15 protein-coding genes are annotated in these 16,954 nt (G+C 60.5%); 10 read left to right on the plus strand and 5 right to left on the minus strand.

Going from position 1 to position 16,954, the window contains the following annotated elements:
- Nucleotides 1–318 precede the first annotated feature (318 nt).
- The 3 genes from IFT99_RS04530 to IFT99_RS04540 all read left to right on the plus strand — a co-directional run bounded on the left by IFT99_RS04530 (nucleotide 319) and on the right by IFT99_RS04540 (nucleotide 3,439).
- Nucleotides 319–2,115: a putative bifunctional diguanylate cyclase/phosphodiesterase gene (locus IFT99_RS04530; protein WP_410928360.1), complete on the plus strand. Its 1,797-nt coding sequence runs from the start codon at nucleotides 319–321 to the stop codon at nucleotides 2,113–2,115.
- Between the two features lie 117 nt (nucleotides 2,116–2,232).
- On the plus strand, nucleotides 2,233–3,099 hold the full coding sequence (gene hexR / locus IFT99_RS04535; protein ID WP_065988147.1) for a transcriptional regulator HexR: 867 nt from the start codon (nucleotides 2,233–2,235) through the stop codon (nucleotides 3,097–3,099).
- A gap of 109 nt (nucleotides 3,100–3,208) precedes the next feature.
- Nucleotides 3,209–3,439 (plus strand): PA3496 family putative envelope integrity protein, encoded by a 231-nt coding sequence (locus IFT99_RS04540; protein ID WP_192130622.1) that lies wholly within the window; start codon nucleotides 3,209–3,211, stop codon nucleotides 3,437–3,439.
- Here the strand turns inward: IFT99_RS04540 and IFT99_RS04545 are convergent.
- Nucleotides 3,393–4,343, minus strand: a complete 951-nt coding sequence (locus tag IFT99_RS04545) for a LysR family transcriptional regulator (RefSeq protein ID WP_192130623.1) — start codon at nucleotides 4,341–4,343, stop codon at nucleotides 3,393–3,395. The genes IFT99_RS04540 and IFT99_RS04545 overlap by 47 nt on opposite strands.
- Nucleotides 4,344–4,538: 195 nt before the next feature.
- On the opposite strand from IFT99_RS04545, the gene IFT99_RS04550 reads away from it, so the two are divergent.
- Both IFT99_RS04550 and oadA read left to right on the plus strand, forming a co-directional pair.
- Nucleotides 4,539–5,954, plus strand: a complete 1,416-nt coding sequence (locus IFT99_RS04550) for an acetyl-CoA carboxylase biotin carboxylase subunit (protein ID WP_192130624.1) — start codon at nucleotides 4,539–4,541, stop codon at nucleotides 5,952–5,954.
- Between the two features lie 103 nt (nucleotides 5,955–6,057).
- Nucleotides 6,058–7,866 (plus strand): sodium-extruding oxaloacetate decarboxylase subunit alpha, encoded by a 1,809-nt coding sequence (gene oadA / locus IFT99_RS04555; RefSeq protein WP_192130625.1) that lies wholly within the window; start codon nucleotides 6,058–6,060, stop codon nucleotides 7,864–7,866.
- A 133-nt stretch (nucleotides 7,867–7,999) separates the two neighbouring features.
- Here the strand turns inward: oadA and IFT99_RS04560 are convergent, their stop codons facing one another.
- Genes IFT99_RS04560 through IFT99_RS04570 form a run of 3 tightly spaced genes read right to left on the minus strand, consistent with a single transcriptional unit; the run spans nucleotide 8,000 to nucleotide 9,769 of the window.
- Entirely contained in the window at nucleotides 8,000–8,671 is a 672-nt protein-coding gene (locus tag IFT99_RS04560) for a GNAT family N-acetyltransferase (RefSeq protein ID WP_192130626.1), read from the minus strand.
- Nucleotides 8,672–8,688: 17 nt separating this feature from the next.
- Nucleotides 8,689–9,135, minus strand: a complete 447-nt coding sequence (locus tag IFT99_RS04565) for a GNAT family N-acetyltransferase (protein ID WP_192130627.1) — start codon at nucleotides 9,133–9,135, stop codon at nucleotides 8,689–8,691.
- Nucleotides 9,128–9,769: an FMN-binding negative transcriptional regulator gene (locus IFT99_RS04570; RefSeq protein WP_192130628.1), complete on the minus strand. Its 642-nt coding sequence runs from the start codon at nucleotides 9,767–9,769 to the stop codon at nucleotides 9,128–9,130. The genes IFT99_RS04565 and IFT99_RS04570 overlap by 8 nt, the downstream gene beginning before the upstream one ends.
- An 89-nt stretch (nucleotides 9,770–9,858) precedes the next feature.
- Between IFT99_RS04570 and pdxR the strand changes: the two genes are divergently transcribed.
- Both pdxR and IFT99_RS04580 read left to right on the plus strand, forming a co-directional pair.
- A complete protein-coding gene (gene pdxR / locus IFT99_RS04575) occupies nucleotides 9,859–11,406 on the plus strand; it encodes a MocR-like pyridoxine biosynthesis transcription factor PdxR (protein ID WP_192130629.1) in 1,548 nt (515 codons plus the stop codon).
- 91 nt (nucleotides 11,407–11,497) lie between these two features.
- Entirely contained in the window at nucleotides 11,498–12,709 is a 1,212-nt protein-coding gene (locus tag IFT99_RS04580; protein WP_192130630.1) for a YeeE/YedE family protein, read from the plus strand.
- 64 nt (nucleotides 12,710–12,773) lie between these two features.
- Here the strand turns inward: IFT99_RS04580 and tkt are convergent, their stop codons facing one another.
- Nucleotides 12,774–14,885 carry a transketolase gene (tkt, locus tag IFT99_RS04585; protein ID WP_192130631.1) on the minus strand — a complete coding sequence of 704 codons (2,112 nt, stop codon included), beginning with the start codon at nucleotides 14,883–14,885 and terminating at the stop codon, nucleotides 12,774–12,776.
- Nucleotides 14,886–15,154: 269 nt separating this feature from the next.
- On the opposite strand from tkt, the gene IFT99_RS04590 reads away from it, so the two are divergent.
- From IFT99_RS04590 to IFT99_RS04600, 3 genes are all read left to right on the plus strand, one after another.
- Complete coding sequence (locus IFT99_RS04590; protein WP_410928314.1) at nucleotides 15,155–16,021, plus strand: bestrophin family protein; 867 nt, start codon at nucleotides 15,155–15,157, stop codon at nucleotides 16,019–16,021.
- A gap of 251 nt (nucleotides 16,022–16,272) precedes the next feature.
- Nucleotides 16,273–16,647 (plus strand): type II toxin-antitoxin system RelE/ParE family toxin, encoded by a 375-nt coding sequence (locus IFT99_RS04595; protein WP_192130632.1) that lies wholly within the window; start codon nucleotides 16,273–16,275, stop codon nucleotides 16,645–16,647.
- Nucleotides 16,637–16,942, plus strand: coding sequence for a helix-turn-helix domain-containing protein (locus IFT99_RS04600; protein WP_192130633.1), 306 nt, complete (start codon nucleotides 16,637–16,639; stop codon nucleotides 16,940–16,942). The genes IFT99_RS04595 and IFT99_RS04600 overlap by 11 nt, the downstream gene beginning before the upstream one ends.
- The last annotated feature ends 12 nt before the right edge of the window (nucleotides 16,943–16,954 follow it).

Genomic DNA, 16,954 nt, shown 5'->3' on the forward strand with positions numbered 1-16,954 from the left:
TTGTGTATCCTCCGCGAACGTTCAAGGCCACCAATTATAAGAAACGCCATGACCTTAAGCTCCGAAGCCCCGGCCGACTCCGTGGCGACACGCCGTGTCATCTGCAAGCAGTTCGCGACCCAGCTTGCCGCCGAGCGCACCCGCCTTCTCTATCAGGGATCGCTCCTGCCGACCCTGTTCATGTTCATCAATGGTTTGCTCTGCGCATGGCTGCTCTGGAGCCCCGAGCGTTACGTGCTGGTTGGCGTCTGGCTGGGATGGCTGTCAGCGCTGGTCAGTCTGCGCGTGCTGCAGGTCGCAGCGTTCAGGTCGGCATCAATGGATCGTCGTTCACAGCCAATCTGGAATCGCATGTTTCTGGCCGGCGCCTGTGTCAGCGGTTTCACTTTGTCCAGCGCCGCGCTGGTGCTGATGCCCGCGCAAAGCCTGTCGCAACAGGCCTGGGTGTTCGGCCTGATCGGCGCCGCGACGCTGTCTGCCAGTGTGGCCTATGCGGTGAGCATTCCGGCATTCCTCACCTTCACGCTGCCGTGCCTGCTGCCGCCCATCTTCTATCTGTTCTGGACCGGCGACCCACAATGCCATGGCTGGGGCTGGCTCGGCCTGATTCTGCTGCTGGCGCTGATCGTGGTGGCCGCGCAGGTCAACCGTTTGATCGAGCGGGGCCTGATCCGGCGGTTTCAGAACGTGGCGCTCATCGAGCACCTTCAACAGGCCCAGGCCAAAAGTGACGAGCTGAATCGCGAGCTGACGCGCCAGTACGAAGAGCGTACACGCTATCTGACCCATTACGATGAGCTGACCGGCCTGGCCAATCGGGCGTTGTTCAACGAGCGGCTGCGCGAGGCCAATCAGCGTGCGCGTCATGGCGGGCGAACGCTGGCCCTGCTGCACATCAACCTTGATCGCTTCAAATTGCTCAATGACAGCTTGGGTCACGACATCGCTGACCAGTTGCTGCGCCTCGTCGCGCGCCGGCTGAACGCCCACGTAGCGGACGCCGATACCGTCGCGCGTTTGTCGGCGGACGAGTTTGCCGTGCTATTCGACAGCCACGGCAACCTGACCACAATGGCGCGGATCACGACGCGTCTGCTGGCCAAGCTGCGCTCGCCGATATCGGTGTCCGGCCATGAGCTGGTGGTCAGTGCCTCTATCGGCATTGCGTTGCTGCCGGGTTCCGCTCGAGACATCGCCGCGCTGGTCAGCCAGGCGAACATGGCCATGCAACATGCCAAGCACCTGGGCGGCGACAATTTTCAGTTCTACACCGAAAGCCTTGAGGCGGGCACGCCCGGTCGTTTGCAGCTGGAAATCCAACTGCGTCGCGCGATCGCAGAAGGGCAGCTGGAAGTGTTTTATCAGCCGAAGCTGGAGCTGGAAAGCGGGCGCCTGAACTCGGCAGAAGCACTGGTGCGCTGGCGTCATCCCGAGCGCGGTCTGATTTCGCCCGGCGAGTTCATCGGACTGGCGGAGGAGACCGGTCTGATCGCCAACATCGGGGAGTTCGTGCTGCGCAAAGCCTGCCATCAGGCCTGTGAATGGCAGCGGGAGGGGCTCGCGCCGATCAGGGTGTCAGTCAATCTCTCGGTGCATCAGATGCGCCAGGGCAAGCTGGTCAGCCTCGTGAGGCAAGTGCTGGAAGAAACCGGGCTCAAGCCGGAATACCTGGAGCTTGAGCTCACCGAGAGTCAGTTGCTGGAGAGCGTCGAGCACATCATCACCACGTTCCAGCAACTGCGCGCACTCGGCGTGAAATTGGCCATCGACGATTTCGGCACCGGCTATTCATCGTTGAGCTATCTGAAGCGATTTCCAGTGCATTGCGTGAAGATCGACCAGGCCTTCATCCGCGGTTTGAACGAAGGGGCGGAAGACGCGGCGATTACACGGGCAATCATTGCGATGGCCCACAGTCTTGACCTCAGGGTTGTGGCCGAGGGCGTGGAAGATTGCGAGCAACTGGAGTTTCTCAGGGCTCATGGTTGCGACGAGGTTCAAGGCTACTTGATCAGTCGCCCGGTGGAGGCCAGCGTCATGGGCGGCATCCTGCGCAGTTGTCTGGCTGAAGCCTGGAGTCCTGTGCGAAAAGCCCTACACTACAAAGCGACCTGACCCTCAACACCGATCGGTTGACCACGGGAAGATCGTTTAACTGTGCGGTTTGCAGGTCATGTAGTATAACTACAAGAAAGCTACAGCCCGGCCCATCCTTCACTTGAGTCCTGTCCTTTGAATCTGTTGCAGCACATCGCCCAGTCACGCCATCTCTTGCGCAAGTCGGAGCTGAAAGTAGCCGATCACGTGCTGCTCGATCCGGCGGCCGTGATGCACAGCTCCATGGCCGACCTGGCGCATGCGGTCGGGATCAGTGAGCCAACCATCGTGCGTTTCTGCCGCGCCATTGGCTGCACCGGGTTTCAGGATCTGAAACTCAAGCTGGCGCAAAGCCTCGCCGCCGGCGCGAGCTTTGGGCAGTTCGCTATCCACGAAGACGATTCCGTCGCCGATTACAGCCTGAAGATTTTCGACACCACGCTGCACACGCTGATAGAAGTGCGCGAAAAGCTCGACCCCCATGCCTTGCAGGCAGCGGTGACGGTCATGGCGGCGGCGCATCGGGTCGAGTTCTACGGTTTCGGCGCATCGGGTGCGGTTGCGGCTGACGCCCAGCACAAATTCTTCCGTCTGTTACTGACGGCAGCTTCGTACTCCGATCCGCACATGCAGGCGATGTCGGCTGTGACGCTCAAGCCCACTGACGTCGCGGTGTGTATCTCGCAGTCCGGTCGCTCCAAGGACCTGCTGATCACGGCCAACCTGGTGCGCGAAAGCGGCGCCAACCTGATCACCCTGTGCCCGAGTCAGACGCCATTGGCCGAGCTGTCCACGGTCAATCTCGCCATTGACGTGCACGAAGACACCGAAATCTACACGCCGTTGACCTCACGTATCGCGCACTTGGTGGTCATCGATGTCCTGGCGATGGGCGTCGCGATGGCGCGCGGTCCGAGCCTGGTCAACCACCTGAAAAGCGTGAAGCGCAGCTTGCGCAGCCTGCGGTTGTCGCCGAAATCGATCAAATCGTCCGAAGATTGAGCTGAACCGGCGCAATGCTGAAACCTTCACCAAGCTGTAACGCTTCCGACGTCTGATCGTCACCGCATCCCGCCACTCTGTACTCCCGCACACGAATGGGAGACAGGATATGCCTCGGCACTACGATGACTCGCAGCAGCACAGCACCTCCAGCACCAAGACCCGCCGTCAGCAGGAAGACCAGCGCCGCATGGCGTTCCGGCGTGCGATCGAAAGCCATTCCGAAGAGCGTCGCCTGAACCAGGAACTCTCGAGCTACCTGGACAGCGCCAGCGCCCATTTCTGGCAGAGCGCTAGCGCTTCGGAAGGTGTCCATCAAAGCGCGCGACCAGCTCGCTGATCTGCGTACGCTCTGTCCGAATGAATGACAGGAACGCGTGAGCCACCGGCGACAGACGTTTGTCCCGTGCCTGTACGACGCACCAGCTTCGGTACAGCGGCAATTCGGCCACTGGCAGCTCAATCAGCGTGCCAGTGGCAAGTTCCAGGCTCAGTGCATGGCGCGTCAGCAGTGCGACGCCGAGCCCCGCCACCACGCATTCACGCTGCGCTTCCGCCGAGGACACCTCCAGCGTGTGCTCGAAGTGAACGCGTTTCTCCTTGAAATACTCCTCGCAGGCCTTGCGCGTCCCCGAGCCCTGTTCGCGTACCACCAGCGTTGCCGCCTCCAGGTCCTTCAGCGTCGGATTGGCGAGCAAGGTCAACGGATGATCCGGCGGCGCGACGGCCACAATCGGGTTATTCAGAAAGGGCAAGAACTCCAGCCCCATGTCCTGGGGGACCATCGACATCACCACCAGATCATCGCGGTTATCCGAGAGTCGCCGAATCACCTGCGCCCGATTGACGACCGTGAGGTTGAGCATCACCTCCGGATATTTGCGCTTGAAGGCTGCGAACAGGTGGGGGACGAAATACTTGGCACTGGATTCGATCGCCAGTTTGAGCTGCCCCTGCAGCGAGCCCTGCATGTCGGACAGCTGCATGTCGAGGTTCTCCAGCCGACCGAAAATGTCGCGACTGGCGAGCTGCAGCGCCTCCGCGGCCTCCGTGAGATAGAGCTTTTTACCCACGTATTCGAACAGCGGCTGGCCGACCAACTCTTCCAACTGACGCATCTGCAGGCTCACCGCCGGCTGGGTCAGCGACATTTCCTCAGCCGCTCGACTGTAAGAACGCAAATCACAGACCTCGTTGAAAATACGCAGTTGACGCAATGTCATGCGCATCAGTGACTTACGCATCCTTCTGCCCTTAATCGGCTAACTGATACTGGCAACTATAAGGTTTTACTTATGGTTCACCAAATATTTACTCATTTTTGTTAATTGCTGATTCGTCATAGGGTGGCTTCACCTGCGAGCAACATGCAGTTACGGAATGTCGCGCGGTATTGGCCAGTCATCTGGTCCGTCTGCTAATCGGTCGAGGAGATACCAGTGATAAGAAAAATCCTGATCGCCAACCGTGGGGAAATTGCTGTCCGAATCGTGCGCGCCTGCGCCGAAATGGGCATCCGCTCGGTGGCGATCTATTCCGATGCGGACCGTCACGCGCTGCACGTCAAGCGTGCCGACGAAGCCTACGGCATCGGCTCGGAGCCCCTCGAAGGCTATCTGAACCCTCGCAAGCTGGTGAATCTCGCCGTTGAAACCGGCTGCGACGCATTGCACCCCGGTTACGGGTTTCTGTCGGAAAACGCAGAGCTGGCGGATATCTGCGCCGAACGGGGTATCAAGTTCATCGGCCCGTCCGCTGAAGTGATCCGCCGCATGGGCGACAAAACCGAGGCCCGCCGCAGCATGATCAAGGCCGGCGTACCGGTGACGCCCGGCACGGAGGGCAATGTGGCCGACATCGCCGAAGCACTGGTCGAAGGCGATCGCATCGGTTACCCCGTCATGCTCAAGGCCACTTCCGGCGGCGGCGGTCGCGGCATTCGTCGCTGCAACAGCCGGGAAGAACTGGAGCAGGCGTTCCCCCGGGTCATTTCCGAGGCCACCAAGGCGTTCGGCAAGGCTGAAGTTTTTCTCGAAAAGTGCATCGTCAATCCCAAGCACATCGAAGCGCAGATCCTCGGCGACAGCTTCGGCAATGTCGTGCACCTGTTCGAGCGTGATTGCTCGATCCAGCGCCGCAACCAGAAGCTCATCGAAATCGCCCCAAGCCCGCAACTGACGCCGGAACAGCGCGCCTACATCGGCGACCTGTCCGTGCGGGCCGCCAAGGCTGTGGGCTACGAGAACGCCGGCACCGTGGAGTTCTTGCTGGCCGAGGGCGAGGTGTACTTCATGGAAATGAACACCCGCGTACAGGTCGAGCACACGATCACCGAGGAAATCACCGGGATCGACATCGTGCGGGAGCAGATCCGCATTGCGTCGGGGCTGCCACTGTCGGTCAAGCAGGAAGACATCATCCATCGCGGTTTCGCGTTGCAGTTCCGCATCAACGCGGAAGACCCGAAGAACAACTTTCTGCCGAGCTTCGGCAAGATCACCCGTTATTACGCGCCCGGCGGCCCCGGCGTGCGCACCGACACGGCGATCTACACCGGCTACACCATTCCGCCGTATTACGACTCCATGTGCCTGAAGCTGATCGTCTGGGCGCTGACCTGGGAAGAGGCTATGGACCGCGGCTTGCGCGCGCTGGACGACATGCGTCTGCAAGGGGTGAAGACAACGGCCGCGTACTACCAGGAAATCCTGCGCAATCCGGAATTCCGCAGCGGCCAGTTCAACACCAGCTTCGTTGAGAGCCATCCCGAGCTGACCCATTACTCGATCAAGCGCAAACCCGAAGAGCTGGCCCTGGCCATCGCCGCCGCCATCGCTGCCCATGCGGGCTTATAAAAAAGCCAGCTGCAAGCGCTAAGCCGCAAGCTGCAAGTTGAAGCCGATCCGCTGTGACTTGCCGCTTGTAGCTTGCCGCTTGAAGCTAAAAGGAGATCCGAACATGTCCAAGAAAATCTTCGTCACCGACACTATTCTGCGCGACGCCCACCAGTCTCTGTTGGCGACCCGCATGCGCACCGAGGACATGCTGCCGATCTGCGACAAGCTCGATAAAGTCGGCTACTGGTCGCTGGAAGTGTGGGGCGGTGCGACCTTCGACGCCTGCGTGCGCTTTCTGAAGGAAGACCCGTGGGAGCGCCTTCGCCAACTGCGCGCGGCGCTGCCCAACACCCGTCTGCAAATGCTGCTTCGCGGTCAGAACCTGCTGGGCTATCGACACTACAGCGATGACGTGGTCAAGGCATTCGTCGCCAAGGCAGCGGACAACGGTATCGACGTGTTCCGGATCTTCGATGCCATGAACGACGTGCGCAATCTGCGCGTCGCGGTCGAAGCGGTGAAGGCTGCCGGGAAACATGCTCAAGGCACCATTGCGTACACCACCAGCCCGGTGCACACCATTGGCGCGTTTGTGGCGCAAGCCAAAGAAATGGAAGCGATGGGCTGTGATTCCGTCGCGATCAAGGACATGGCCGGTCTGCTGACCCCCTATGCCACGGGCGAGCTGGTCAAGGCGCTGAAGGCCGAGCAATCGCTGCCGGTGTTCATTCACTCCCACGACACCGCGGGCCTGGCCGCGATGTGCCAGCTCAAGGCCATCGAAAACGGTGCCGACCACATCGACACCGCGATCTCCAGCTTCGCCTGGGGCACCAGCCACCCGGGCACCGAGTCGATGGTCGGGGCCCTCAAAGGCAGCGAATTCGACACCGGCCTGGACTTGGAGCTGCTGCAGGAAATCGGTCTGTATTTCTACGCGGTGCGTAAGAAGTATCACCAGTTTGAGAGCGAATTCACGGCGGTCGATACCCGCGTCCAGGTCAATCAAGTCCCGGGCGGCATGATCTCCAATCTCGCCAACCAACTCAAAGAGCAGGGCGCGTTGAACCGCATGGGCGAAGTGCTGGCCGAGATTCCGCGGGTGCGCAAAGACTTGGGCTATCCGCCGTTGGTGACTCCCACTTCACAGATCGTCGGCACCCAGGCGTTTTTCAACGTGCTGGCCGGTGAGCGCTACAAAACCATCACCAACGAAGTGAAGCTTTACCTGACTGGCGGCTACGGCAAGGCGCCAGGGCAAGTGGACGAGACCCTGCGCCGTCAAGCCATCGGCAGTGAAGAGCTGATCGATGTGCGTCCGGCCGACCTGCTGAAGCCTGAAATGACCAAGCTGCGCGGCGAAATCGGCGCGTTGGCCACCACCGAAGAGGACGTGCTGACCTATGCCATGTTCCCGGACATCGGCCGCAAGTTTCTCGAAGAACGTGCTGCGGGCACGCTGGCGCCAGAGCCTTTGCTGCCGATTCCAGAGCCGGGCGCAGTCGCTAAAGCAGGCGGCGAGGGCGTTCCGACCGAATTCGTGATCGATGTTCACGGCGAAAGCTACCGCGTCGATATCACTGGCGTGGGCGTCAAGGCCGAGGGCAAGCGCCACTTCTATCTGTCCATCGACGGCATGCCGGAAGAAGTGGTGTTCGAGCCGCTCAATGAGTTCGTTGGCAGCGGCATCGGCAAGCGTGCGCAAGCCAGCAAGCCGGGCCATGTCAGCACTTCCATGCCGGGCAATATCGTCGATGTGCTGGTGAAGGAGGGCGATGACGTTCGCGCCGGTCAGGCGGTGCTGATCACCGAAGCGATGAAGATGGAGACCGAAGTTCAGGCGGCAGTGGCCGGCAAGGTCGTGGCCATCCATGTCGCGAAAGGCGATCGCGTCAACCCGGGCGAGATTTTGATCGAAATCGAGGGCTGACACAGCCGCTGCAAGATTGACGGACTGCCGCGCACAGACGCGGCAGGCTGAACGATTACCTCTGGGGGAGCTCTCGTGGCTCCTCTTTTTTTGCCTGAAGCTGGGCGCCTTCGGCTGTTTCGTATCAACGCGCTCACTTGCCGCGCAGTTGCTCCAGCGGCCTGATTTGCTGGCCATCCTTAAAGTTATCCACAGCCAGCCATGCTTCGAACGCCTCCCGTATTGCCGGCCACTCGCTGTCGATGATCGAGTACCAGGCGGTGTCCCGATTCTGCCCCTTGAACACCGCGTGTTGGCGGAATGTGCCTTCGAAGCTGAACCCGAAGCGTTCGGCCGCGCGCTTGGAGCGGGAATTGTTGGCGTTGCATTTCCATTCCAGGCGGCGATTGCCCAGCGCAAAGGATTCCCTCGCCAGCAGGTACACCGCTTCCGTTGCCTTGGGCGTGCGTTGCATCGACGCGCCGAAGGTCACATGGCCAATTTCGATGCGGCCCGCGCTCGGGAAGATGGACATCAAGCCCAGAAAGCCGTCGATGGCGCCGGTCTGTTGATCAATGACGGTGTAGAACCACGGATCGGTCGAGCCTTCCAGGCCTGCGAGATAGTCATCGAATGCTCCGCGCTCTGGAAACGGGCCCACAAACAGGTAATCCCACAATTTTCGGTCAGCGGCCGGGCCTTCCAGTGCCTCCCACAGGCCATCGCCATGCTGGGCGGCGTTGAGTTTTTCGAGACGGATGAAGCGTCCTTGCAGCGTGCGCGTGTTCGGCAGTCTGGCCGGTTGCCACTGAGTGAGATCCGACATATCGAGATTTCCTGGTCTTACAACGGTTTGCGAAATTGAATATAGCCCGGGCGCTCCGCGAGGCGCTCGTAGAGCTGAATGGCGGTTGCGTTGGTCTCGTGGGTGAGCCAATGGACTTTGTCGGCGCCGTCCCGTTTGGCGGTCGCGTAAACGTACTCGATCAGTTGGCGGCCAACGCCCGTGCCGCGCTGTTCCGGCACCACCAGCAAATCCTGCAGGTAGCAGGCATTGCCGATGCTCCAGTTGGATCGGTGATAAATGAAATGCACCATGCCCACCGCCTTGCCGTCCTGCCAGGCGAGGGCGGCGTTGGTGGGCTCGCTGCTGTCCAGAAACCGTTGCCAAGTGCTCTGTGTGACCGCGTCAGCCAGTGTGGTTTTGTAGAAGCTCAGATAGGCATGCCATAACGGCAACCAGGCTTCTTGGTCTTCGGCGGTGACGGGACGGATGTGGAGGTCAGACACGCGGTGCTCCCTGGTTCATCAATTGAGCGATTTTCTGATCGGATGGGTCCTGGCTGAGTGCCAGGCCTTTGCTTACCCCCGCGATGTCTGCGGCGCTGCGGTTCTGGTTAAGCTTGCGCTTGCCTTCCAGCCGCTCGACGGGGATCGCGAAGCCGACGATGCCGTTGAGCATCTTCTCGATGTAATCGGCGGGTGCGTCGCTGACCGCCCAGGGCTCGGCGCGGCTGGCTTCGTGCTTGTCGGTCAGGCCGGTGACTATCCGCAACAGTCGCGCGGGATCAGTGAACACGTCAGCACGGCCATAGGCATGCACCGCCAGATAATTCCAGGTGGGCACCACTTTGCCGTGCTCGGCCTTAGCGGCATAAAAAGAAGGGCTGATGTAGGCGTCTGCGCCCTGGAAAATCAGCAGTGCTTGCGCGCCGGTCTCCAGGGCTTTCCACTGCGGATTGGCCTTGGCCAGATGCCCATACAGCGTGCCGTGTGGACCCTGAGTGGGTTCGAGCAACAAGGGTATATGGCTCGCTTGCACACCGGTCTCGTCAAAAGTGACCAGTGTCGCCAGGCGCGTGGCTTCTATCTGCCGGTGCAGGCTGGCGAGGTCCTCGAGTTTGAAATAGCTGGGCGTGTACATGAGATTTTCCTTGGCGGCTGGGCCAATCCTAGGCAGCCTAATGGTTCGTTGTAAGAGCCATTTATGGTCAATCTCATAGGGCCAATCCCATGCACGTACCCACGCCGGCGCTGACCTTCGATTTCGCCGGCATCGCGCTGAACCGCCGCCATGGCCTCAGCCGCCAGCTCTATCAGACCCTGCGCGAGCGTATCCTCGACGGTCGCTTGTCCGGGGGCACGCGCTTGCCCGCAAGCCGGGATCTGGCGTTGTCCCTCGGCATCTCGCGCAACAGCGTGATGCGCGCTTATGAGCAGCTTTACGCTGAAGGCTTTACCGAGACCCGCGTTGGGGACGGCACCTATGTCGCGCAATTGAGGGAGAAACCGTCAGCCGCAAAAAAACTATCCACACACCTGTCCACAGGGTTATCACCAAGCTTATCAACAGGTTTATCCACAAAATGGCCGACGGTATCGGCCGAATTGCCAAACAATCTTATCCACAGCACGGCGATGAACACGCTGGAACAGCATCATTTACGACCCCCGAAAAGCGGCCTGCCGAAGGCGTTTCGAACAGGGGTTCCGGCATTCGATCTGTTCCCTTTTGACACGTGGGGCAAGCTGCACGCGGCTTTCTGGCGTAAGCCGGGCTTGCAACATCTAGGCTATGGCGATCCGGCCGGCGAATGGCGTTTGCGGGAGCTGATCGCGGCTTACTTGAGGACGTCCCGCGATCTTCGCTGCGCACCTGAGCAAATTGTGATCACCAATGGCGCGCAGCAGGCGATAACCCTTTGTGCACAGCTGCTGCTGGAGCCGGGCGACGTAGTGGCCATCGAAAATCCGGGGTACCGCGCAGCCGGTCATGCCTTCGGAGTGGCTGGCGCCCAGTTGCAGGGCATGGCGGTTGACGTCGAGGGCATGCGCAGTCCGGGGCGCGACGACTCAGGCTGCAAGTTGGCGTACGTGACGCCCTCTCATCAATACCCGATGGGCGTGACCATGAGTCTGGCGCGGCGGCTGGAACTGCTCGCGTGGGCCGAGCGCAATCAGGGCTGGATCGTCGAAGACGACTACGACGGCGAATACCGCTACAGCGGTGCCCCGCTGGCGCCGTTGGCAGCGCTGGATCGTAGCGGTCGCGTGCTGTATGTCGGGACCTTCGGCAAGGTCGCGTTTCCGGCCCTGCGTCTGGGTTATCTGGTGTTGCCGCGCAACCTGGTAGAGCCGTTCAGCCGGCGACGGGCCGTGGACATGCGTCATTCCGAGGTCGGCACGCAAGTGGTCATGGCCGAGTTCATCGCGGCGGGTCACTTTCAGCGGCACATCCGTCGCATGCGCCGGGCTGCCTTGAGTCGACGTGACGCATTACTGGCCGACTGGCCCCATGAACTTGCGGGTTGCAGCCCGATGATCAAGCCGGTTGCAGGGCTGCATGTCACGGTCGCGGTGGACACGTTAGAGCGTGAGACCGAACTGGTGACCAAAGCGGAAAGTGTCGGGGTCGAGGTCGCGCCGTTGAGTGAGTACTGGCTGCCGGAGTCAGAAACGCCGATGGATGATCGGGCCGGGCTGGTGTTGGGATTTGCGGCGGTGCCCGAGGCCGACATCGCCTCGGCGCTGGCGCGGTTGCGAAGCGTCTGGCGGGTTTGAGGGTGCTGAAGCCGGTGGCGGCGTCGGCGCGTCATCCCGCAGGCACCGGCGTATACTCGCGCCCATCGCAATCCTTCTCCGAGATACGCCCATGAGTCTTCTTCTCTCTGCGGCGCCGCAGCGCAAGCTTGGCGCGCCGCTGATCGCCTTCCTCTTGTTGGTGGTCGGCGCTCTTTTCCTGCAATCGGCCGTTGGCGGCAGGCAAGTGCTATTACTGATCGTTGGCGCCGCGCTGGGCCTGACGCTCTATCACGCTGCGTTCGGCTTCACCTCGGCCTGGCGGGTATTTATCAACGAGCGACGCGGTGCCGGTTTACGCGCGCAAATGGTGATGCTGGCCGTCGCGGTGGTGCTGTTTTTCCCCGCGCTGGGTGCCGGTACGCTGTTCGGCACGCCGGTCACCGGCCTCGTGGCCCCGGCCGGTGTGTCCGTAGTCTTCGGCGCCTTCATCTTCGGCATCGGCATGCAAATGGGCGGCGGCTGTGCGTCTGGCACGCTGTTCACCGTCGGCGGCGGCAATGCGAGGATGCTCGTGACCCTGCTGTTCTTCATCATTGGCTCGCTGATCGCCACCCATCACGTCGATTGGTGGTTCTCGCTGCCGTCGTTTCCTGCCACCTCCATCGTCAAAAGCTTCGGTGTGATGCCCGCGCTGCTCACGAGCCTGGCCCTGTTCGCGGTCATCGCCCTTGTGACCGTCACGCTGGAAAAGCGTCGGCATGGGGAGCTGGAAGCGGCCGTCACCAGTGAGCACGTTGGCTTGCGCCGTTTCCTCCGTGGCCCCTGGCCGCTGGTGTGGGGCGCGGTAGGGTTGGCGCTGCTCAATTACGCCACGCTGGCATTGGCAGGTCGTCCCTGGGGAATCACCTCGGCTTTCGCGCTGTGGGGCGCAAAGGTCGCCGGTGGTTTGGGCGTGGATGTGGGCAGCTGGCCGTTTTGGCAGATGCCGGCAAACGCCAAGGCGTTGGCCGCGCCGGTGTGGGAGGACATCACCACCGTCATGGACATCGGCATCATGCTGGGTGCGGCAGTGGCGGCGGGTCTTGCAGGACGATTCGCCCCGAGTCTGAAAATCCCGACACGCTCGTTGATCGCGGCAGTGATTGGCGGACTGTTGCTGGGCTACGGCTCGCGCCTGGCGTACGGCTGCAACATCGGCGCGTACTTCAGCGGCATCGCCTCAGGCAGCCTGCACGGCTGGCTTTGGCTGGTCGCTGCCTTCGCAGGCAACGCAGTGGGCGTGAGGATTCGGCCGTTCTTCTTTGCGGGTGAGCGTCGGCCCGCTGTATTGACCGGATGCTGATCGAGTGATCTAAATGAAGGAGGGCGCTTGCCCGCGATTGCGGGCAAGCGCTCTTAAGCAGGATTTAACCGGCGATTTGCTCTTTCGCCCGCTTGGCGATGTTTTCCGCCGTGAATCCGTATTTGGCCTGCAGTTTGTCGATGGGAGCCGACGCACCGAAGGTGTTCATCACGATCTTCGCGCCGGTCTGACCGACATACCGATCCCAGCCCACCGGCCCTGCCTGCTCCACCACCACCCGGGCTTTAACGTCCGGCGGCAGCACGCCGTCGCGATAGGCCTTGTCCTGATCCTCGAACAGTTCCCAGCTCGGCATCGACACCACTCGCGCCGCGACCCCCTCGGCTTTGAGCTTCTCGAACGCCTCGACGGTCATGCCGACCTCGCTGCCGGTGGCGATCAGGATGACGTCCACTTTGCCTTCCACCGCATCGGCCAGCACATAAGCGCCTTTGGTTAAGCCCTCGGCGCTCGCGTATTTCGAGCGATCAAGGGTTGGCAGCGGCTGACGCGACAGCACCAGGCACGACGGCCTGCTGGTTTGCGCCAGTGCAATTTTCCAGGCTTGGGCCGTTTCGTTGGCATCGCCCGGACGAATCGTCAGCACACCCGGTGTCGCACGCAGCTGAGTCAGTTGCTCGATAGGCTGGTGGGTCGGGCCGTCCTCGCCGACGCCAATGGAGTCATGGGTAAATACGAAGATAACCGGCAATTCCATGATCGACGCCAGACGGATCGGTGGCTTCATGTAATCGCTGAACACCAGAAAGGTCGAGGTATACGGGCGGATGTATGACAGAGCCAGACCGTTGGCAATGGAACCCATGGCATGTTCGCGGATACCGAAGTGTAGGTTTCGACCGCCGTAATTGCCTGCTTCGAAGCTGCCTGCCCCATCAAACGTCAGGTTGGTTTTGGTCGACGGCGAAAGGTCGGCCGAGCCACCGATCAGCCAAGGGATTTGCTCGGCAAATGCATTCAGCACCTTGCCACCGGAAGCGCGCGAGGCGATGCCTTTGGCGTCCGCTTCAAAACGCATCTCCTTGTCCTGCCAGCCTTCGGGCATTTCACCGGCACGCATGCGCTTGAGCTGATCAGCGAGGTCGGGCTGGTCCTTTTCAAACTGGTTGAAGGTCGCCAGCCAGGCGTCGTAATCGCTGCCGCCGCGCTCCAGCAATGCATCACGCAGGCAATGGCGGGCATCTTCCGGCACCAGGAAGCTGCTGTTTTCATCCCAGCCGTAGGCTTTTTTCGTCAGCTTGATTTCGTCATCGCCCAGCGGTTCGCCGTGGGCGGCAGACGTGTTGTGCTTATTGGGAGAACCGAAGCCAATGATGCTGTCAACCACGATCAAGGTCGGTGCATCGCTGGTTTGCTGAAAGGTCTGCAGCGCTTTTGCCAGGGCGTTGGCGTCGTTGGCGTCTTTGACGTGCAGGGTTTTCCAGCCGTAGCCCTCGAAACGCTTCTGCACATCGTCGCTGTAAGCCAGCTCGGTATGGCCTTCGATGCTGATGGTGTTGTTGTCGTAGATCCAGCACAGGTTCGACAGCTTCAAATGTCCGGCAAGTGAAGCCGCTTCTGCGGTGACGCCTTCCATCATGTCGCCATCGCCGCACAGCACGTAAACGCTGTAATCGAACAGCGTAGCGCCGGGCTTGTTGAAGTGCTCGCCCAGCCAGCGCTCGCCCATCGCCATGCCGACGCTGTTGGCGCAGCCTTGGCCCAGCGGGCCAGTGGTGGTCTCTACGCCGGTGGTCATGCGGTATTCAGGATGGCCCGGAGTTTTGGAGTCCATCTGACGAAACTGCTTGATGTCCTCGAGGCTCACCGCAGGCTTGCCCGATGGTTTGCCGTGCTCGTCGATCTCGATCACACCTGCCAGGTGCAGCAGCGAATAAAGCAGCATCGAAGCGTGGCCGACCGATAGCACAAAGCGGTCCCGGTTTGGCCAGTCAGGGTGTTCCGGGTGATAACGCAGGAAATCTTTCCACAGCGTGTAGCCGACAGGTGCCAGCGCCATAGGCGTGCCGGGGTGGCCGGAATTGGCTTTCTGCACGGCATCCATGGCCAGGGTGCGAATGGTATTGATGGTCAGTTGGTCGCGGTCGGTGTGCGGCGTGAACGTGCGCGCAGCGCCTGATCGTTCGGTGGAGGGAGTATTGGCAGACGAGCTCATTAACGTTCTCCTCGTGACGGGTAGCTGAAACATCCAGATAGGTGTTGAGCACAGGGAGGGCGTTATCGTTCCATGAACAATCTGTCAGCCGGCTCGGGGGAGAACCGATTCAGCTTTCCTAGAGTAATTGGTTACATTTAGCCTGTGGTCGTAACGAACGAACTTGCCTGCAGGTATTCGAAGCTGTGGGTCGAGCCTTTGCCGACTGATTCAACGTATTGCGACGGGGGTGGCTTTTGCAGGAATTTATCGTCAAGAAGTACCGGACAATGATCCGGACGTTTACCTACATCGGTTGGTCCTTGTTCTGGCTGCTGATCTGGGACGTTGTCGTCACCGCCGACTTCATGCTGTTTCTGGATCGCAAGATCACCCTGCCATCGATGCCACTGACTCTGCTGGGTTCTGCGCTGGTGGTGCTGACCAGCTTCCGCAACACGAGCGCATACAACCGCTGGTGGGAAGCGCGCACGTTATGGGGCGCGCTGGTGAATAACTCCCGCAGTTTCGCCCGGCAGGTGCTGACGTTCATTGATGACGAGGACGGCCTGAACCCGGTCAAGGCCACACTGCTGCGCCGTCACGTGGCTTACGTCGAATGCCTCTCGGCCCATTTGAAGGGCAGCGATTGCGCCGAGCAGGTGACCGCGATGATTTCCCGGGAAGAGTACGAGCGCCGTACCCGCACCAACAACTTCCCCAACGCGATTCTCAATGAGTCTGCCGCGATCATCGCGCAGGAATACAAGGCCGGCCGCCTGGACAGCATCCGTCTGGAGCGCCTCGAAGCGACGCTGGTGGAAATTTCCAATAATCAGGGCGGAATGGAGCGCATCGCCAATACGCCGTTGCCTTACCCCTACGTGACGTTTCCGCGCCTGTTCATCACGCTGTTCTGCATCATTGTGCCGATCGGCCTGGTAGACACGCTGGGATGGTTCACGCCGCTGGCGTCCACCGTGGTGGGCTTCATGCTGCTGGCAATCGAGAAAATCGGCACCGACCTGCAAAGCCCGTTCAAAGCCTCCGAGCACGAGATCCAGATGAAAGCGCTGTGCGAAAACATCTCCGGCAATCTGAATTCGATGCTGCAGGACGCGATGGATAAGCGGCCGGTTGAAGTGGCTTATTCGTAGATCTAGATATTCCCTGCGTCCCGGCTCTGCGAGGTCAGCATTAAATGCTACATAGCGTGGGACGTTTTGAATTAGCGAGCCGCTACCGGATGTGAAATGGCGTAAGACGTCGGCGAGCTGTATCACCTGGTGACGTTTATCCCCGTGCTGCTGATCTATGTTGACTATGGTTAAAGCCGTTGGGCGGAGTCATGGCCCTATCGACATAAATCATACCCGTAACGGGTATACACTCAGAATCAGGTGATCGGATGATGGTGCTGAAGCGAAGGGATTTCGCAAAGTGGCAAGCTGGCGAAAATCTTTCCGACAACGCGCTCTGCGATGCAGTTGCAGAGATGGAAGAGGGTTTGGTCGACGCGGATTTGGGAGGAAGCTTGTACAAGAAGCGAGTCGCCCGGTCCGGCGGAGGGAAGAGCAGCGGTTATCGTACCCTGCTATCCGCGAGGTCGGGAGACAGCTACGTGTTTCTGATCGGTTTTGCGAAAAGCGCCCGAGCAAATATTACGGCTGAGGAAAAGAAGGCTCTGCGCTATGCGGGCAAAGTTTTTCTCGGCCTGCCCGAGGATGCAATGGTGTTGGCTTTGCGGGCTGGAACGTTAGAGGAGGTTCACTGTGACCAGTAAAATCATTGAGGCGCTACGGGCAGATATCGCCGAGCTTTATGCGGAAGGCGCTGTGGGCAAGATCACCCTGCGCGAGTTTGAGTCGATATGCCCAGCACCCGTCCGGGAGCTTAGCCCTGGGGATATACGGAACTTGAGGCTGGCGTTGAATTTCAGCCAGCCTGTATTCGCGCTGCACCTTAACACTACAGCTTCAACGGTACGCAAATGGGAACAGGGCGATAGCCGTCCTGCAGGACCTGCGTTGAAATTGCTGAATGTCATCGCCGACAAAGGCCTGCAGTCCATCATCTGAGCGGCGCTAGTC

Origin of the sequence: Pseudomonas sp. CFBP 8772 (genome assembly GCF_014841665.1) — a bacterium.
Classification (GTDB): Bacteria; Pseudomonadota; Gammaproteobacteria; order Pseudomonadales; family Pseudomonadaceae; genus Aquipseudomonas; species Aquipseudomonas graminis_B.